At 39.0% G+C, this 17,738-nt stretch carries 15 protein-coding genes; 9 read left to right on the forward strand and 6 right to left on the reverse strand.

Features of this window, described 5'->3' with window-relative positions; translation table 11 throughout:
* Genes EWU23_RS00310 through EWU23_RS00320 form a run of 3 tightly spaced genes read right to left on the reverse strand, consistent with a single transcriptional unit; the run spans position 1 to position 2,215 of the window.
* Positions 1 to 306, reverse strand: a complete 306-nt coding sequence (locus EWU23_RS00310) for a hypothetical protein (RefSeq protein ID WP_166227679.1) — start codon at positions 304 to 306, stop codon at positions 1 to 3.
* Positions 307 to 310: 4 nt separating this feature from the next.
* Positions 311 to 985 carry a hypothetical protein gene (locus EWU23_RS00315; RefSeq protein WP_166227681.1) on the reverse strand — a complete coding sequence of 225 codons (675 nt, stop codon included), beginning with the start codon at positions 983 to 985 and terminating at the stop codon, positions 311 to 313.
* 57 nt (positions 986 to 1,042) lie between these two features.
* Positions 1,043 to 2,215 carry a class I SAM-dependent methyltransferase gene (locus EWU23_RS00320; protein WP_166227683.1) on the reverse strand — a complete coding sequence of 391 codons (1,173 nt, stop codon included), beginning with the start codon at positions 2,213 to 2,215 and terminating at the stop codon, positions 1,043 to 1,045.
* 95 nt (positions 2,216 to 2,310) lie between these two features.
* Between EWU23_RS00320 and EWU23_RS00325 the strand changes: the two genes are divergently transcribed.
* The 5 genes from EWU23_RS00325 to truA all read left to right on the forward strand — a co-directional run bounded on the left by EWU23_RS00325 (position 2,311) and on the right by truA (position 8,677).
* Positions 2,311 to 2,799 (forward strand): (2Fe-2S)-binding protein, encoded by a 489-nt coding sequence (locus EWU23_RS00325; RefSeq protein WP_166227685.1) that lies wholly within the window; start codon positions 2,311 to 2,313, stop codon positions 2,797 to 2,799.
* Positions 2,796 to 4,976, forward strand: a complete 2,181-nt coding sequence (locus EWU23_RS00330; RefSeq protein ID WP_166227687.1) for a xanthine dehydrogenase family protein molybdopterin-binding subunit — start codon at positions 2,796 to 2,798, stop codon at positions 4,974 to 4,976. Before EWU23_RS00325 ends, EWU23_RS00330 begins: the two co-directional genes overlap by 4 nt.
* The gene (locus EWU23_RS00335; protein ID WP_166227689.1) at positions 4,976 to 5,557 is read left to right on the forward strand and encodes a nucleotidyltransferase family protein; all 582 of its coding nucleotides are present in this window, start codon (positions 4,976 to 4,978) and stop codon (positions 5,555 to 5,557) included. Before EWU23_RS00330 ends, EWU23_RS00335 begins: the two co-directional genes overlap by 1 nt.
* 111 nt (positions 5,558 to 5,668) lie before the next feature.
* Positions 5,669 to 7,897, forward strand: a complete 2,229-nt coding sequence (gene purL, locus EWU23_RS00340; protein WP_166227691.1) for a phosphoribosylformylglycinamidine synthase subunit PurL — start codon at positions 5,669 to 5,671, stop codon at positions 7,895 to 7,897.
* Positions 7,898 to 7,909: 12 nt separating this feature from the next.
* Entirely contained in the window at positions 7,910 to 8,677 is a 768-nt protein-coding gene (truA, locus tag EWU23_RS00345) for a tRNA pseudouridine(38-40) synthase TruA (RefSeq protein ID WP_166227693.1), read from the forward strand.
* On the opposite strand, the gene radA is transcribed toward truA, so the two are convergent.
* Positions 8,649 to 10,028 (reverse strand): DNA repair protein RadA, encoded by a 1,380-nt coding sequence (radA, locus tag EWU23_RS00350; protein ID WP_166227695.1) that lies wholly within the window; start codon positions 10,026 to 10,028, stop codon positions 8,649 to 8,651. The genes truA and radA overlap by 29 nt on opposite strands.
* A 104-nt stretch (positions 10,029 to 10,132) precedes the next feature.
* Between radA and EWU23_RS00355 the strand changes: the two genes are divergently transcribed.
* The 3 genes from EWU23_RS00355 to EWU23_RS00365 all read left to right on the forward strand — a co-directional run bounded on the left by EWU23_RS00355 (position 10,133) and on the right by EWU23_RS00365 (position 14,901).
* On the forward strand, positions 10,133 to 10,813 hold the full coding sequence (locus tag EWU23_RS00355) for an outer membrane beta-barrel protein (protein ID WP_166227697.1): 681 nt from the start codon (positions 10,133 to 10,135) through the stop codon (positions 10,811 to 10,813).
* 15 nt (positions 10,814 to 10,828) lie between these two features.
* Positions 10,829 to 11,854: a phenylalanine--tRNA ligase subunit alpha gene (gene pheS, locus EWU23_RS00360; protein WP_166227699.1), complete on the forward strand. Its 1,026-nt coding sequence runs from the start codon at positions 10,829 to 10,831 to the stop codon at positions 11,852 to 11,854.
* 68 nt (positions 11,855 to 11,922) lie between these two features.
* Positions 11,923 to 14,901 (forward strand): glycosyltransferase family 117 protein, encoded by a 2,979-nt coding sequence (locus tag EWU23_RS00365; protein WP_166227701.1) that lies wholly within the window; start codon positions 11,923 to 11,925, stop codon positions 14,899 to 14,901.
* An 83-nt stretch (positions 14,902 to 14,984) separates the two neighbouring features.
* Here EWU23_RS00365 and dnaJ read toward each other — a convergent pair whose 3' ends face one another.
* A complete protein-coding gene (dnaJ, locus tag EWU23_RS00370) occupies positions 14,985 to 16,142 on the reverse strand; it encodes a molecular chaperone DnaJ (RefSeq protein ID WP_166227704.1) in 1,158 nt (385 codons plus the stop codon).
* Between the two features lie 8 nt (positions 16,143 to 16,150).
* On the reverse strand, positions 16,151 to 16,675 hold the full coding sequence (locus tag EWU23_RS00375; protein WP_166227706.1) for a nucleotide exchange factor GrpE: 525 nt from the start codon (positions 16,673 to 16,675) through the stop codon (positions 16,151 to 16,153).
* 100 nt (positions 16,676 to 16,775) lie between these two features.
* Here EWU23_RS00375 and queG point away from each other — a divergent pair, with 100 nt between their 5' ends.
* Positions 16,776 to 17,717 (forward strand): tRNA epoxyqueuosine(34) reductase QueG, encoded by a 942-nt coding sequence (gene queG, locus EWU23_RS00380; RefSeq protein ID WP_166227708.1) that lies wholly within the window; start codon positions 16,776 to 16,778, stop codon positions 17,715 to 17,717.
* The last annotated feature ends 21 nt before the right edge of the window (positions 17,718 to 17,738 follow it).

Raw genomic sequence — 17,738 nt, forward strand, 5'->3', positions numbered from 1 at the left:
TTACTTAATCATATAACTAACGAGACTAAGTAATGTTGAAAAGATAGCTTTCACACCTAATACAATATATTTGGACCAATGACTGCCTTCTTCATTCAGTTGAGCGTCTTGTTGATTCTCCTCTTCCTTTTTCTGGACCTGATTCAATTCTTTTTTAGCCGAGGCTAATGGAGACTGCTTCATTTTTGTACTATCTATACCCACAAAATACGTGTGTGGTCTCATGGCAGAATACTCTACCAATCCAAAACTACTAGTCATGATGTAGATCATGATTAGTCCCAAAAAATGAATGGATTTTTTCATGGGTTTAGTCTTTAATTTTCTTTTTTGCTGATTCTAATGCTTGATTTTGAAGAATTAACGCATCTTCTGTTGCTTTTTGATCTAATTTATTTTGTTCTTGATTAGCTAGTAATTTCTCTTTTTCTAATTTCGCTTCCTCTAATTTTTTAGTTAAAAGTTCGGTTTGCTTTTTATTAGCTTCTAATTCTCTCACAAGCCTTTCTGCCGATTTCGTATTTTTCACCTTTTGGCTGGTCAAATTAGCTACTTTTTGATCTTCTTTTCTTACAGCTTCTTCTAGATTGAGAATTTCAATAAAATCTTCTAACCAAGCAGTAGCGTCCTTAAATTGGGCATGACCCGTTTGAATGTAATCATCTGGGCCAAGCGCTATGGAAACAAACAGTTTTGTTTTATTATTTTCTTCCGAAATTTTAGATAGCAAGGGGAATGAATTCTTAGAAATGGATGAAATCCGTGTATCAAAACTATTGATAGCCCCGCCTTTACCATTTTCTACCCGACCAAATTTCTTTAAATAGTTTTTCCAGCTTTCAATGGCGTATTTTTCTTCCGTTCCTAAATAGGTATAAAAGCCTTCTTTTTTAGATCGCTCTATCTCCGTCATACCAGAAAATATTTGAGCTTGACTATAGAAAGTACCGAAAACAAATAACGCTAGGAAAAGATACTTAGACATGGCCTTAATTTGTTGAATATAAAGAACAAAGGTAATTTTTTTGATGTAAATACGAAATCAATTTACTGGACATTTTTCTGTAAGCGCCAAGACATTTTTTTGATGCTCATCCTGATAGGCAAAAAGTGTCCATGGGCCGCCTTCTTTTATCTTCCATTTCTTTCTAATTTCTTCGGGACTCATGGGGAAGTTTCTTGTGCTGATATTGGCTTTGCCTGTAGGTAAATGTGTCTCGATCCATTTTTTATCAGGATTCCCTTGGGCTATCACTTTAAATTGCCGACCAGGAAAAGTATCTTCCCTTTCAGCCGAAGTATATACATGCGTATTATTACCTAATTTATGAAGCTGCTTTCCAGCAACTAATTTGAAGAAACCTGCTTTTAGAATACCTGGATGTGGTTCGTAAAGGTATTTATCTAATGTACCTAGCTTAGAAATAGTCTCACGCTCTTCACTTAATTTGGCCTGGAAAATCAAGCTATTCGCTAAACTTAACTCATGAACTTCTAGGACAGGGTCCATCGTAGCATTTTGGGATTTTAGAAATAGCAATTCTTTCACTTCATTTTTTACACAAATGATCCAAACTTTATCCACTCCTTTCAGGCTTTGAATGGCCCGACTGATATCGAGAAGTGGGCTAGTCTTTATCAATAATTGGGTATTATTTTCAATGAAGGGCAATAGTTCAATCACATTGGGTTCGCAATCTTCTAACAGAATGACTTTTTCCCCTTTGGAACCTCTTCTGGCTGGGTCTATGTAGATATAATCCCAATCAGATGGATGCTTCTTCATATAGTCTATCCCGTCACCATGAACATGATGTATGGAATTTCCTACTAATACTTGATGATTGAATCGAGTGATATGGACCAAGCTTTCGTCCCTTTCTACATAAGTGACCGAATGTCCTTGTTGGGCAAAGGCCCAAGAGTCTACTCCCATGCCACCCGTTATATCAATGATTTTTCCATGAATCAGTCCCGCTTTAAAGAGGGCCGTATCCTCTGATGAGGCTTGTTCAAGATTTAATTGAGGCGGGAAAAATACGCTAGAATGTGAAATCCAAGTAGGTAATTTGTGCACTAATTTTTGCCTTGCTTGAATTTGTGGAGCTAATTTACTTAAGGAAAGTCCAGGATGTAGACCTTTTGACAGACTTAACTGATAAGGGTCATCTTGGGCATGTTCTTGAATAAACTTGATTTCCTCCTTGGATAGCATCGTGCAAATTAATGGGCTTATGTTAAATTTCCCATCTAAGACGAAAGGAAATTGATTTTATTGTAAATTTATATTCTAATCTATTAATCAAAACCATGAGTAAGTACAGCATCAAACTTAATGGGAAGAAACATCTGGTGGATGTAGCTTCTGATACACCCCTTTTATGGGTAATTCGGGATGAAATAGGGATGACAGGTACTAAATTTGGATGTGGGATGGGTCTTTGCGGGGCATGTACAGTTTTATTAAACGGTCATCCGATTCGCTCTTGTTCAACTCCAATTTCTAGCATCAAGCCTGAAGATAAACTTATTAGTATTGAAGGTTTATCTACTACGACAAGCCACCCAGTTCAATTAGCTTGGATTAAAGAGCAAGTTCCACAATGTGGATATTGTCAATCGGGTCAGATATTAGCCGTAGCGGCTTTATTGGATTCCAATCCAAATCCCACGGATCAAGATATTGACACTGCCTTAGCTGGAAATATTTGTCGATGTGGTACTTACCAAGACATGCGCAAAGCGATACATGCTGCGGCTAAATCCATGAAAAGCCAAACTAAAACGAAATCCAAATGAGCGCGAATACAACAAAGCAAACCTCGAGAAGAGATTTTATTAAGATAAGTGCCCAAACGGCAGCTTTTCTTGCCATTGGTTTTGAAAATTTAGCCAATGGGAAAGGGGTGAAAGTCAGGAATTTGGCTCATGAACCTCATATTGGAGTAGAGATAAATCCCTATGTACTGATTAATGAATCAGGTAAAGTAACCTTGTTTAATGCTAGGCCAGATATGGGTCAGGGAACCTCCCAATCCATCCCTATGCTGATTGCAGAGGAATTAGAAGTTCGTTTAGACCAAGTAGAAATTGTCACCTCTGATGGTTCGGCTAAATTTGGTTCTCAGCTTTCTGGAGGCTCATCATCTGTGAGTACCCGTTACCTTCCTATGAGAACTGTAGGTGCTGCAGTTAAAGAAATGCTTGTTCAGGCTGCTGCCAATCACTGGCATGTTCCCGTTAGTGCATGTTATGCCAAAGAAGGACGTGTTTATCAAAAGAACAAAACAATCAGCTTGGGATATGGTGAATTAGTAGCTTCGGCAGCTAAATTACCTGTACCTTCCAGTCCCGTTCTAAAAAATCCTGCTGATTTTACGCAAATAGGTAAGTCCCTTCCAAGGCCCGAAATACCATCCAAAGTAAATGGAACTGCTAAATTTGGCATGGATGTGGTCATTCCAGGTATGTTATACGCCAGTATAGCTCATGCTCCAAGTATTCATGCCAAAGTAAAATCCTATCATGGAGAAAAAGCCATTGCTAGTCCAGGTGTAAAATTCGTATTAAAAACTGAGCGTAAAATGCCTCATGCTAGTACAGAGGCTGTTGCCGTATTAGCTGATTCCTATTGGGCTGCCCTAAAAGGAAAACGTCTCTTGGATATTGAATGGGAAAGTACTGAAGCGGATGCCATGAATACGGAGAAGTACTTCAATCAATTGAAGGAAGCCGGTAAATCACCAGGATTTGAATACAAAGAATCATTGACAGGTGATGTGAATAAGGCATTTGCTGGAGCCAATCAACTAATAGAGGCTTCCTATCAAACTCCTTTTTTAGCTCATGCGCCCATGGAACCTGAAAACGCTACTGTCTATGTTCAAGATGGTAAAGTCGAAGTTTGGGCTCCAGTTCAAGGCCCCGATTCATTGGTTACCGAATTAGCCACTTACTTAGGTTTTAAAAAGGAGCATGTTAAAATTAATGTGACTTTCTTAGGAGGAGCCTTTGGTAGAAAAGCCTATTACGATTATGTATTGGAAGCAGCTCATCTATCTAAGCAAATCAATGCTCCTGTCAAAGTAATTTGGACGAGAGAAGATGATACCCAACAAGGACCATTCCGTCCTGGTATGCTATCTGTTATGAAAGGGGCCTTAGATGCACAAGGAAAGGTGCAAGCTTTTGAACATCGATTGAATGGTGCTTCTATTTTAAATCAGGTATTCCAAGTTCCTTTGGATAATGCTCCAGATCCTTGGGCTGAAGAAGGGATTAATTTGCCAGATAGTCCTTATACTTTCCCGAATAGAAGGAATTCATTTAGTTTGGTAAAAACCAAAATACCTATCCTCTGGTGGCGATCTGTGTATGCTTCTACCAATTTGTTTGGTCAAGAATCATTTATCGATGAACTAGCCCATCATGCGAAAAAAGATCCTTTGGCATTTCGACTAGAATTGTTAGCTGGCTCTCCTCGATTTGTGGAGGTTTTAAAGAAGTTAGCTGAATTATCGAATTACCAGCAACTGAAGGCTCAAGGAAAAGCGGTAGGTATTGCCATAGCTCGTTCGTTTTCTTCCATTTGTGCTCATGCCATCGTGGTGGAAAAACAAGGAAATGGAGTTTTAATTAAAAAAGTCTATTCTGTGATTGACTGTGGTGTAGCTATTAATCCTCGAAATATCAAAGCCCAAGTACAAAGTAATATTACCATGGGTTTAACGGCAGCGATTAAGAATGAAATAACCGTGGTCAATGGACAAACCCAACAAAGTAATTTCCACGACTATGCTGTACTTCGACAAGGAGAAATACCCGAGATGGAAGTATTCGTGATGCCCAGTAGCGAAGCACCCGGTGGAGTAGGGGAGCCTGGACTTCCTCCCGTAGCACCTGCTTTATGCAATGCCGTGTTTTTAGCTACAGGAAAGCGTGTGAGAACTTTACCTTTTGATATCTCAAACGTCTAATGCTTGGAGTTCTTTTAGCGGCAGGTGCTTCCTCGCGACTAGGTGAGCCAAAGGCTTTACTTAGATTAGGTCAAAAAACGTTAATAGAAAGGAGCTTGCAGGTTTTGCAAGCTCCTTTTAAGGAAGAGATAGTTGTGGTTCTAGGAGCAGAAAAAGAAGCCGTTCGGTCGATCATTTCTCAGGAACAGGTGGAAATTTTGGAAAGCCAAGATTGGGCTTTAGGACAAGGAAATACACTTGCAGAATGTATGAGAGCCTTAGCTCCTCGAAAAGAAGCCATTCTTCTCATGTTAGTGGATACTCCATTTGTTCAGGAAAAACACCTTCATGCCATTCTAGAAGCTCATCAAGAAAATGCCAGTCAAGTGATCATTTCTTCATTCCGCGGTCAATCTTCTCCACCCGTATTGATTCCTTTTGAACATCAACATAAATTACATGATTGGAAGGGAGATAAAGGATTTGGACCTTTTTGGAAATCTCATCCAGACATTTGTCGGTGGATTTCCTTTGAAGAAGAATACCGAGATTTAGATACACCAGAGGATAAAAAGTATTGGCAAGAAAATTGGGAGAAATAGATATGCTTAAATGGAATATTCCTGATTTAATCGTTTCCCTCCAAGCAAAAATTATTACCTTTGTGCTCAATTGTGTGCTTCCAAGCCATTTCTTACATTAAAATTTATATTGTGGAATCCAACGAAAGCTTACCCACCCTCGAAACTGCCAAAAAATTAGGTTTACTACCAGAAGAGTACGATCGCATTCAGGAGATTTTAGGTCGCAAACCTAACTTCACTGAATTATCCATTTTCTCTGTGATGTGGTCTGAGCACTGTAGTTATAAAAACTCCATTGTTTGGTTAAAAACCTTGCCGAAAGATTCTCCACGTATGTTGGCTAAAGCCGGTGAAGAAAATGCAGGGTTGGTTGATTTAGGTGATGGATTAGGATGTGCCTTTAAGATTGAATCTCATAACCACCCATCAGCCTTAGAGCCTTATCAAGGTGCTGCTACCGGAGTTGGTGGAATCAATCGGGATATATTTACGATGGGTGCGCGTCCGATCGCCCAATTGAACTCCTTGCGTTTTGGAAATATTGAATTAGCCAAAACCAAGTGGTTAGTCAAAGGTGTTGTGAAAGGTATCGGTGATTACGGTAATGCCTTTGGTATTCCTACAGTAGGTGGTGAAGTATTCTTTGATGATTGTTATTCTACTAATCCATTGGTCAATGCCTTTTCTGCTGGTATCTTAAAAGTAGGAAAACAAGCATCTGCTATTTCTTATGGTGTTGGAAATCCCGTATTTATAGTAGGTTCAGCCACAGGAAAAGATGGTATTGGTGGAGCAAGTTTTGCTTCTGAGGATATCACAGCTAAATCATCAGAGAAATTACCTGCCGTACAAGTAGGTGATCCTTTCCAAGAAAAATTATTATTAGAAGCTTCTTTAGAAATCATTGAAGCAGGTTGTGTGATTGGTATTCAAGACATGGGTGCAGCAGGTATTATCTGCTCTACTTCCGAAATGTCTGCCAAAGGGGAACATGGAATGATTATTGATTTATCTAAGGTTCCTACGCGTCAACCGAACATGAAACCTTTTGAAATTCTATTATCTGAATCTCAAGAGCGTATGTTGATCGTCGTGGAGAAAGGTAGAGAGCATGAAGCTAAAAAGATATTTGATAAGTGGGATTTAAATTGTGAACAAATTGGTGAAGTGACTGATACAAAACGTCTTCAATTCTTCCAAGATGGACAATTGGTTGCCGATGTACCTGCAGATGATCTAGTATTGGGCGGAGGCGCACCAATCTATCACCGCGAATACCGTGAACCAGCTTATTACCAAGAGTTTAAGAAATTTAAGATAGATTCTGTTGCCGATTTAGAAGCAGGTGAAATAAGTAAAGCATTTGATTTCTTAATGAATCATCCGAACATTGCTTCTAAAAAATGGGTTGCCGAACAATATGATTCATCCATTGGTCGTGCCAATCGTAATACGAATGCCCCTTCAGATGCAGCGGTAGTGAAAGTACATGGGTCTAAGAAATCCATCGTTATCACGGTCGACTGTAACTCGCGTTACGTCAATGCTGATCCAGAGGAGGGTTGTGCCATTGCTGTAGCGGAGGCAGCTCGTAATATCGTATGTTCCGGTGGAGTGCCAGTAGCAATCACCAATTGCTTGAATTTCGGTAATCCTTATGTTCCAGAAGTATATTGGCAGTTTGTTGGTGCTATCAAAGGTATGAGAAAAGCTTGTTTGGCTTTTGAAACACCTGTAACTGGTGGTAACGTAAGTTTTTATAACCAATCATCTGACGAAGGTCCTGTGTTCCCAACGCCAACGATTGGTATGTTGGGTATCTTAGAGGAGGCGAGTCAAAAAATGACTTTGGACTTCAAGGAAGAAGGAGATTTGATTTATTTGGTAGGAGAAAGTGTCAATGATATCGCATCTTCTGAATATTTATATTCGTACAAAGGAGTTAAAGCAAGTCCTTCTCCACATTTTGTTTTGGAGACGGAACAAAAAATACAAGGCGGAATTGCTAGTTTGATTCAACAATCCTTGATTCAATCAGCACATGATTTATCCGATGGAGGTTTATTAGTGGCCTTAGCTGAGTCTTCTTTCCCTCGTCAAAAAGGTTTTGCCATCAATTCAGACAAAAATATTCGCCAAGATGCCTTCTTATTTGGAGAAGCTCAAAGCCGTGTTTTAGTGTCAGTTGCTCCTGAAAAACAAGCCGCCTTTGAAGCACAACTTTCAGCACAAGCTATTCCTTTTAGTGATTTAGGTGTAGTTGTTGGACATGATTTTATTGTTGATGGACAAATTGTTTCGTCACAAGCAAAAGCGTCAGAATCATTCCATACCGCTTTAGAAAAGGCATTGAATTAAATCCCTATAGAAATGAGCCGTTATCTACTACAATTTTCGTACGATGGCGGCTTTTTTCATGGATTTCAGATTCAAAAAAATGCGGTTTCTGTTCAATCAGAACTAGAAAAAGCACTCAGTACCATCGCAGGAATCCCTGTGGATTTAGTGGGGAGCAGTAGGACAGATACGGGTGTTCATGCACAAGAACAATTTGCCCATTTTGACTGTATAGAGGAGGCAAATCAGCCGAAGGTGGATTGGGTTTATCGATTGAATCGGATACTTCCTGCTAGTTTAGCGATTCAGGCCATTTATCAAGTACCTGATGATTTTCATGCACGTTTTGATGCGCTCAGCAGAACCTATGAATACCACATAAGTCTGACAAAAGATCCTTTTTCAAGAGAATATGCTTATTGGTTTGAAGCTCCACTAAATTTGGAAGCGATGAATCAAGCAGCCCAGATTCTATTGAATCACCAAGATTTCCAAAGTTTCTCAAAAGTAAAAACGGATGTAAATACGTTTGATTGTCAACTTAGCCAAGCATCTTGGAGAAGACAAACGAATCAGTTGATTTTCACCATACAAGGGAATCGTTTTTTGCGAGGCATGGTCCGGGCGGTAGTAGGTACTTTGATTGAAATAGGGTTAGGGAAATGGGACCAAGTGGATTTAATCAGAATTTTAGCATCTAAAGACCGAAAACAAGCTGGTAGGGCTGTTCCAGCACATGGATTACATTTAATACAAGTAGCTTATCCGGAAATTACGTTCGTTTCCAAATGTTCATCATAACCTCCATCCAGGTACTTGCCAATTGCACTTTAATCGTTTTGGCTTTATAATTAATGCTTTTTTGGTTGTATTTACTGATCCAAATCTCTTTAAAACCAAGTTTTTCTGCTTCTGCGATGCGTTGATCTATACGGGTTACAGCTCTTAATTCTCCTCCCAAACCTACTTCTGAGGCAAAACAAATGCTGGAATCTATGACTTTATCTTCATGGGAAGAAAGTAATGACATACAAGCAGCTAAATCCAAGGCGGGATCGTCTACACGAATACCACCTGTAATATTCAAAAATACGTCTTGGGCCCCTAGCCTAAAACCTCCTCTTTTTTCCAAAACAGCCAGCAACATGTTCAATCGTTTGGCATCATAGCCAGTAGCAGTTCTTTGGGCTGTCGCATAAGAAGTTTGGGTCACTAAAGACTGAATTTCTATCAATAAGGGTCTATTTCCTTCCAAAATAGTTCCAATGGCAATACCTGATGCTGGCTCATCCCTAGATGAAAGGAGGATTTCCGAAGGATTACTCACGGGTCTTAGGCCGTTGCCCAACATTTCATAAATGCCAAGTTCAGATGTGCTTCCAAAGCGATTTTTGGTGGTACGAAGAATTCGATAGATCATATTTCGATCTCCTTCAAATTGGAGTACTGTATCGACTAAGTGTTCCAACACTTTAGGCCCTGCAATGGATCCTTCTTTGGTGATATGACCCACTAAAAAGATGGGGGTGCCACTTTCTTTGGCAAATCTCATGAGTTCCAAGGCACATTCTCTAATTTGAGAAACAGAGCCAGGCCCAGATTCTATTTGATCTGAATATAAAGTTTGAATGGAATCAATGATAATCAAATCAGGCTCTAAGTCGACCAGGTGTTTGAAGATTTGCTGGGTATTGGTTTCCGTTAAAATATATAAATCCGGAGAAATCGGTCCTAAACGGTCAGCTCTTAATTTAATCTGTTGTTCTGATTCTTCTCCTGTTACATACAATATTCTAGGGCCTTGAAGAGAAAGGGCAACTTGAAGCAGTAAGGTTGATTTACCAATACCAGGCTCACCTCCAATTAAGACTAAACTTCCAGGAACGATACCTCCGCCTAACACCCGATTGAATTCTTCATCGGAGCATTGAAGTTTTGGACTGCTCTCAAAGCTTATTTCCTGCAATAATTTAGGTACAGGAGCCGTTCTTATGGTACTTTTATTTTTCCAAACTTCAGCTGGATGTATGGTCGTTTCAAGGAGTTCTTCTACAAAAGTGTTCCATTCTTCACAAGCTGGACATTTACCTAACCATTTAGGTGAGGATTGTCCACAAGATTGACAAATAAAAGAGGTTTTGGCTTTGGCCACAGAAATATATTAAGAACCCAAAATTACGCTTTGATTTGGTTTTTCCTTTTTTTTCGGAGTAAAAAGGATAATTTTACAAGCTAATTGAATTAAACCGCCCAATCATGAAAAAGTCAATTAAATTCAGCTTACTGTTTTTGTTCCTTTTAGGAATGATTTTTCAAGCTAATGCCCAATTTGGGGCTAGGAGAGTTACTGGAAGTTTATTCCGTTTCGGAATAAAAGGAGGTATTACCTTATCCTCTATTAATGTAGAAAGTATGACGTATAAAGGAGCTTCTGTCCCAATTAATGATATCATTAATCAGAATCTAGCTTTAAAAACGGGTTATGTTGGTGGAGTTTATGCACGAATTGGACGTAAATTATTCATTGAGCCAGAGGTATTAGTGACTGCCAAAAATGCAGCTATTACTATTTCTAGCCGTAATCAATCGGTCGATGTAGCATATACAAGTTTAGATGTACCTCTTCTTTTGGGATATAAACTAGGGCCTTTGCATGTATTGGCAGGACCTGTCGCTTCCTATAATTTAAACTCAGATAATACCATTGCTCAAGCTATTACTTCGGTAACTTCTTCGGCATCCGTTAGAGATGCGATCTCCAAGGCGTATTTTTCATATACTGTAGGAGGTGGCCTGGATTTATTGGGATTAACCTTAGACCTTCGTTATGAAGGGAATTTAACTGATTTGTCAAATACTGTGCCCATTCCAACGGATGTGAATATTTCTCAAAAGGCTAGTGTGTGGCATCTTACCTTGGGTATAAAAATATTATAATTAACGTTTTATTGAATGAATGAACAAATAAAGGTGATTCAGGATGAAATTGAGGCTTTTGTCATTTCAAATGAATCTGATGTAGAGCAATTCCGAATTCAGTTCGTAGGTCGTAAAAGTCGATTAGCCAGTTTATTTGATGGCTTAAAAGATGTGCCCGCTGAAAATAGGAGAGAGGTTGGTCAAGCCTTAAATCAATTAAAAAATCTAGCCGAAAGTAAGTTTAATCAAGCTCAGGAATCATTTGCTGATGCTAAGTCTAGCTTTGTCGTTCCTTCGGATTTGACATTATCAAGTCCCGTTCAACAAGGAACTATCCATCCTTTAACTTTAGTCCGTAGCCGAATTTTAGAAATCTTCAATCGCATGGGATTTTCTGTTTCAGATGGACCTGAAATTGAAACAGATTTTTACAATTTTACGGCCTTAAATTTCCCTGCTAATCACCCGGCTAGAGAAATGCAGGATACCTTTTTTATTGAAAAAGGAGCAGGAGAAATTCAAGATGATGTATTGTTAAGAACACATACTTCCAATGTGCAAATTCGTCTGATGCAGCATCAGAAACCTCCCATTCGTTCGGTAATGCCAGGACGAGTATACCGTAATGAGGCGATTTCAGCACGAGCACATTGTCTTTTTCATCAAGTTGAAGGATTGTATGTGGATGAAAAAGTGAGTTTCAAGGATTTGAAAGATACTCTTTATCACTTTGCTAAAGAGATGTTTGGAAAAGATACTAAAGTACGTTTCCGTCCTTCCTATTTTCCTTTTACAGAGCCTAGTGCTGAAATGGATATTACTTGTTTACTGTGTAAAGGAGAAGGCTGTAATGTATGTAAACAGGCAGGTTGGGTAGAAATAGCTGGAGCAGGTATGGTCGATCCCAATGTCCTTGAAAACGTAGGCATAGATTCTAAAAAATATAATGGATTTGCCTTTGGAATGGGTATTGAACGCATCACGATGTTGAAATACCAAATCAAAGATTTACGCTTATTTACCGAAAATGACGTTCGCTTTTTAAAGCAATTCAATTAACAACTCTTAACAGAAAGCTTTTTTTTGACAGGATGAATCCCTGTACATTTGATTTTAATTTGTAATATATGATGAATTTTAAACGCTTAAATAACGTAACTGGCTGGGGCGTATTTGCCATCGCATTGGTTACGTATACACTAACCGTTGAACCGACTGCTTCATTTTGGGATTGCGGTGAATTCATCGCCTGTTCCTATAAATTGCAAGTCCCACACCCTCCAGGGGCACCTTTGTTCTTATTGCTAGGAAGAATGTTTTCTTTATTGGCTCTTGGTGACGTGAGTCGGGTGGCCTTTTGGGTCAATATGCTTTCGGTTATCAGTAGTGCATTGACTATTTTATTCATGCATTGGACCATTGTGATGATTGGTCGTAAAGTAATCAACAAATCCTTTGAAGAATTAAATAAGGCAGAAACCTATACCTTGTTGTTTTCGGGTGTGGTTGGTTCATTGATTTATACTTTCTCTGACTCCTTCTGGTTTTCAGCTGTAGAAGCTGAAGTATACGCCATGTCGTCATTCTTTACCGCGATTGTGGTATGGGCAGCCTTCCGTTGGGAATTGGTCGAAGATCGTGCTGAAGCAAACCGTTGGTTGTTATTTATTGCCTATTTAGTGGGGCTATCCATCGGTGTCCATTTATTGAATTTGGTGACTTTGCCAGCCTTGGCTATTTTATACTATTTTAAACGTGAGGCTAAACCAACTTACAAAGGCGGTTTTATTGCTATGTTTATCGGATTGGTCATTTTGGCTATTATAAATTCAGGTATCATTCCTGGATTACCTTCTATCGCATTCAAGTTTGAATTATTCTTTGTGAATTCATTGGGCTTGAGTAATGGCAGTGGGGCCTTATTTTTCTTGTTTTTAATCATCATAGCTGTGGTTTTAGGAATTCGTTATTCTTATGCCAAAGGCAAAGAGGTATTGAATATAGCCTTGTTTTCATTTGTATTCTTGATGATAGGTTATTCCACGTATACGGTGGCCTTAGTTCGTTCGGGATATAATCCTCCGATTAATGAGAACGATCCGAGTAATATTTTGAATTTCTTGAAGTATTTGAAAAGGGAACAATATGGAGAGCGTTCTTTGCTATATGGTCCTGTGTATACAGCTGAAATCGAAGAATTTAAGCAAGGAGAGCCTGTTTATAAGTTGAAAGACGGTAAATACGAAGTCTATACTTACAAACCAGAATACGTCTACCAAAAGGACCAGCAAATGTTGTTACCTCGGGTGTACAGTAATTCACCTCAACATGTGGCCTTGTATCAAGAGATGCTAGGAATTCCTGCAGGTCAAAAACCTAGCTTTGGTGATAATCTCCGTTTTATGTTTACTCATCAGGTCGGACATATGTACATGAGGTATTTGTTGTGGAATTTCTTAGGTAGGGAAAGTGATTATCAAGATGCTTGGGCTATCAATCCATTCCAAGACTCATCTAAATTACCAGAAAATTTGGCCAATAATAAAGCCAGAAATAATTATTTCTTCCTGCCACTCATCTTGGTTTTCCTAGGTTTTTACTTGTTGTACAATAAAAATGAAAAGGATTTTCTGATAACCATTTTAATGTTTGTTCTCAGTGGTGTAGCCTTGGTGGTTTATTTAAATTCACCACCCGTAGAGCCTCGTGAACGGGATTATATTTATGTAGGATCCTTTTATTTCATGGCTATTTGGGCTGGATTAGGAGTAATGCAATTGGGTGATTGGTTGTCTATGATAGTACGAAGTCCTCAGTTGAAATGGTCTCTTTTAGCCGTATTCGGACTTTCTGCACCCTTGATTATGGCTCAGCAAAACTGGGATGATCATGACAGAAGTGGTAGATATCATCAAATCGACTTTGCTAAGAACTTGTTGAATAGTTGTGCACCCAATGCCATTCTATTTACAGGTGGAGACAATGATACTTTCCCTCTTTGGTATGTACAAGAAGTAGAAGGCTTCCGTACAGACGTACGTGTATGTAATTTATCCTTATTGGGTACAGACTGGTATATCGATCAAATGAAACGTCAAACGTATCAATCGGCTCCTTTACCAATTGAATTAACGAAAGATCAATTTTTAGAAGGTGTTAATGACCAAGTGATGTATAATGGCAATCCGAATATCACAGGGATGTCATTACCTGACTATTTGGATTTATTACACAAAAATGACCCTAGAATTCAAGCTCAGACTCAATCGGGTGATATGATTAATACTTTCCCATCTGATTCTTTGGTAATACCTGTTAATCCAACGGAAATTGCGGCTAGTAATTGGTTCCCTAAAGAGTTTACTCCTTTCTTGAGTACCAGCATCGGTTGGAAGCTTCCCGGTAAAAATATTTTCAAAGGGGAATTGATTCAATTGGAAGTCATTTCTAACAATGCGAAAACAGGTTGGAAGCGTCCTATCTATTTTGCTTCTACTTTACCCAATGACCAATATTTGGGATTGAAAGAAAGTATGCAATTGGAAGGTTATGCTTATCGTTTGATGCCATTCAAAATTCCTGGAGCCAAAGATGGTTTTGTGAATACAAAAATCATGGCGGATAATTTCTTGAATAAAATGTATTGGAGAGGTTTAAATGATGAAAAGATTTATTACCACGGAGATTTCTATTTAGGTATTCCTAGTGTCACGGCCCGACTAGGTGTTTATCGTTTAGCAGATCAATTGATTCGTGAAGGGAATTTACCTAAGGCTAAACAAGTGCTGGATTATTTAGACAAGGTCATGCCTAATAAAGTGATTCCTTACGATCAGTTCTCGGCTAGTTCGGTTGGCTTATATTTAGAAATTGGAGATGAAGCTAAAGCCTTGAGTATGGCCAATACCATTATCAAACGTAATTCTAAAGCCATTGATTATTACTTCTCAGAAGACAATGTACGTTCACATGATCGTGATATTCAAATAGCTTTCTACGAGATGAATTTGATTGTTTCGGCTTTCAAAGAATCAAAAGTGAATCCTGCTAAATACAAGGAGTTGGAAGGGATTTTCAATAAACAGTTAGCAAGAATCAATGGATAGCAATCTGCGATTATCGCTTATAAACAAAGAAAGGCTTGATGATTCAAGCCTTTCTTTGTTTTATATAGATGTATTAGTTATTTCTAACTGAACATATCTCGAACTTTATGGAAGAATCCTTTATCGGATTTACCGGGTTGCGGGGCAAAGTTTTCGGAGCTTCTTAATTTCTCTAAGATTTCGGTTTCTTCTTTAGTCAATTGCTTAGGTGTCCAGATATTCACATGAACCAATTGGTCGCCTACGTGGTAACCATTCAATTCTTTGATTCCTTTGCCTTTTAAGCGAAGAATTTTACCACTTTGAGTTCCTGCCTCTAAATTGATTTTGGCTTTACCTCCAATCGTAGGAACCTCAACCGAGGTGCCTAAAGCTGCATCAGCAAAGCTGACATATAAATCATAAATGATATTATTCCCATCACGGTGTAATACCTCATGGGCTTCCTCTTCGATTACGATCAATAGATCACCTGCTACTCCTCCACGAGGAGGAACATTTCCTTTTCCATTCATAGACAACTGCATATCGTTAGATACACCAGCAGGAATTTTGATAGGGATAATTTCCTCTTCTAAGACACGACCTTCGCCAAAACAAACATCACATTTAGCTCCCACACTTTTCCCTTCTCCACTACATGTAGGGCAGGTAGATGAGGTAACCATTTGTCCTAGCATGGTTTGTTGTACTCGACGAACCTGACCAGAACCTTGGCAAGTTTGGCAGGTTTTTAGGTCTGTCCCATTTTTTGAGCCATTCCCAGAACAAGTCTTACATGCTACATGACGTTTAACTTTAATTTTTTTCTCAACGCCATTGGCAATCTCTTCCAAATTTAGCTTTAGCTTAATGCGTAAGTCTGAACCTTTGCGCTGGCGTCTTCCTCCGCCACCTCGGCCTCCTGAGAAAAAGCCGCCAAATGGACTTTCGTCACCGAATATATCTCCAAATTGAGAGAAGATATCTTCCATGTTCATATTTCCACCATTGAAACCGCCACTAGCTGCTCCACCCATGCCCGCATGTCCAAATCGGTCATACTGAGTTTTTTTCTGGGCATTGCTTAGGACTTCATAAGCCTCAGCTGCTTCTTTGAATTTTTCTTCTGCTTCTTTGTTATCAGGGTTTTTATCGGGATGGTATTTAATGGCCATCTTACGATATGCCTTCTTAATCTCCTCCTCGGAAGCTGTTTTAGCTACTCCCAATACCTCGTAATAATCTCTTTTTTGAGCCATTTTGCTTATTAATTACCAACCACCACTTTCGCAAAGCGGATGACTTTTTCGTATAACGTATATCCTTTTTCAATCACTTCAATCACCTTTCCTTTATCAGCTTCTGTAGGGGCAGTAAATTGCGTGATACAATCATGTATTTCCGCATCAAATACTTCTCCTTTTGCTGGTAATTCCTTTAATCCTTTTGATTGTAATACGGAATTGATTTTGGCGAAAATCAATTGAATTCCTTCCGAAATTTCTCCTTCTGGAGCGTTGGCTAAGGCACGTTCGTAATCATCGATTACGGGAAGTAAATCAACAATCAAACCTGCTGATGCGGTTTGGATTAATTCCACTTTTTCTTTGGCTGTCCGCTTTCTGAAATTTTCAAAGTCTGAATACAAGCGAAGGTATTTTTCCTTCATTTCTGCCAACTCATCCGTAGGAGTCTCTTGCGTTTCGGTCTCTTCGTTATCTGTCAAATTTTCCTGATTTTCGGATTGGATTTTTTCTTCCTCTAAGTTATTCTCGTTTTCTTTCTTTTTCATAAGGCAAAATTAATACGCTTTCATAGCCTCACAAATCATAAGCCAAAAAGTATTTTATGACAGTTTGGCAGAGATAAGGCATCTTTGTAATTTTAGGAATATGACACTAGATTCCAAACAAGTTTCTTCTTTGATTAAAAAACGGGCTTATGAAGCAGGGTTTTCTTTTTGTGGAATATCGAAGGCTGATTTTTTGGAGGAAGAAGCCCCTCAATTAGAAGCTTGGTTGAACCAAGGATTACAGGGAGAAATGGCTTATATGGCCAATCATTTTGACAAGCGTTTAGACCCTAGAAAACTGGTAGAGGGCTGTCAGACCGTGGTTTCCTTGGTATTCAATTATTTTCCTAATCCGGAATTAATCCCCCTGAATCATCATTTTAAGATTTCCAAATATGCCTATGGTGAGGATTACCACCGTGTGGTTAAGGATAAGATGCAAGTTTTATGGGATGCGCTACAGGAGGATTTAGGTGAAATTTCCGGTCGTATGTTTGTTGATTCTGCCCCTGTATTAGAAAAGGCCTGGGCTAAAAAGTCAGGCATGGGATGGATTGGAAAAAATGGTAACTTAATCATTCCCAAACAGGGGAGTTTCTATTTTATAGCCGAATTGCTCATTGACCTACCTGCCGACCCCGACGGGCCTATCAAGGATTTTTGTGGAACTTGTACCCGTTGCATTGATGCTTGTCCTACCGAGGCTTTAAGTCCATATTGGGTTGATGGTTCAAAATGCATTTCCTATTTCACCATTGAATTAAAAGCAGGCATTCCCGCTTCCATGAAATCAGATTTTCAAGATTGGATTTTTGGTTGTGATATTTGCCAAGATGTCTGTCCTTGGAATCGGTTTTCTACTCCGCATCAGGAACCTCGGTTAGAAGCAAAATCTGCATTTTTAGAGATGGAAAGGGGAGATTGGGAATCTTTGTCGGAAGAGGTATTTAAAGAACTATTTCATTATTCCGCCATCAAGCGAAGTAAAATAAGTGGTCTGCAACGAAACATTCAGTATGTCAACAAAAAAAACGAGTCATGAATTTCATGACCCGTTTCCACA

The organism is Aquirufa beregesia (assembly GCF_011090385.1).
In the GTDB taxonomy this organism is placed as follows: Bacteria; Bacteroidota; Bacteroidia; order Cytophagales; family Spirosomataceae; genus Aquirufa; species Aquirufa beregesia.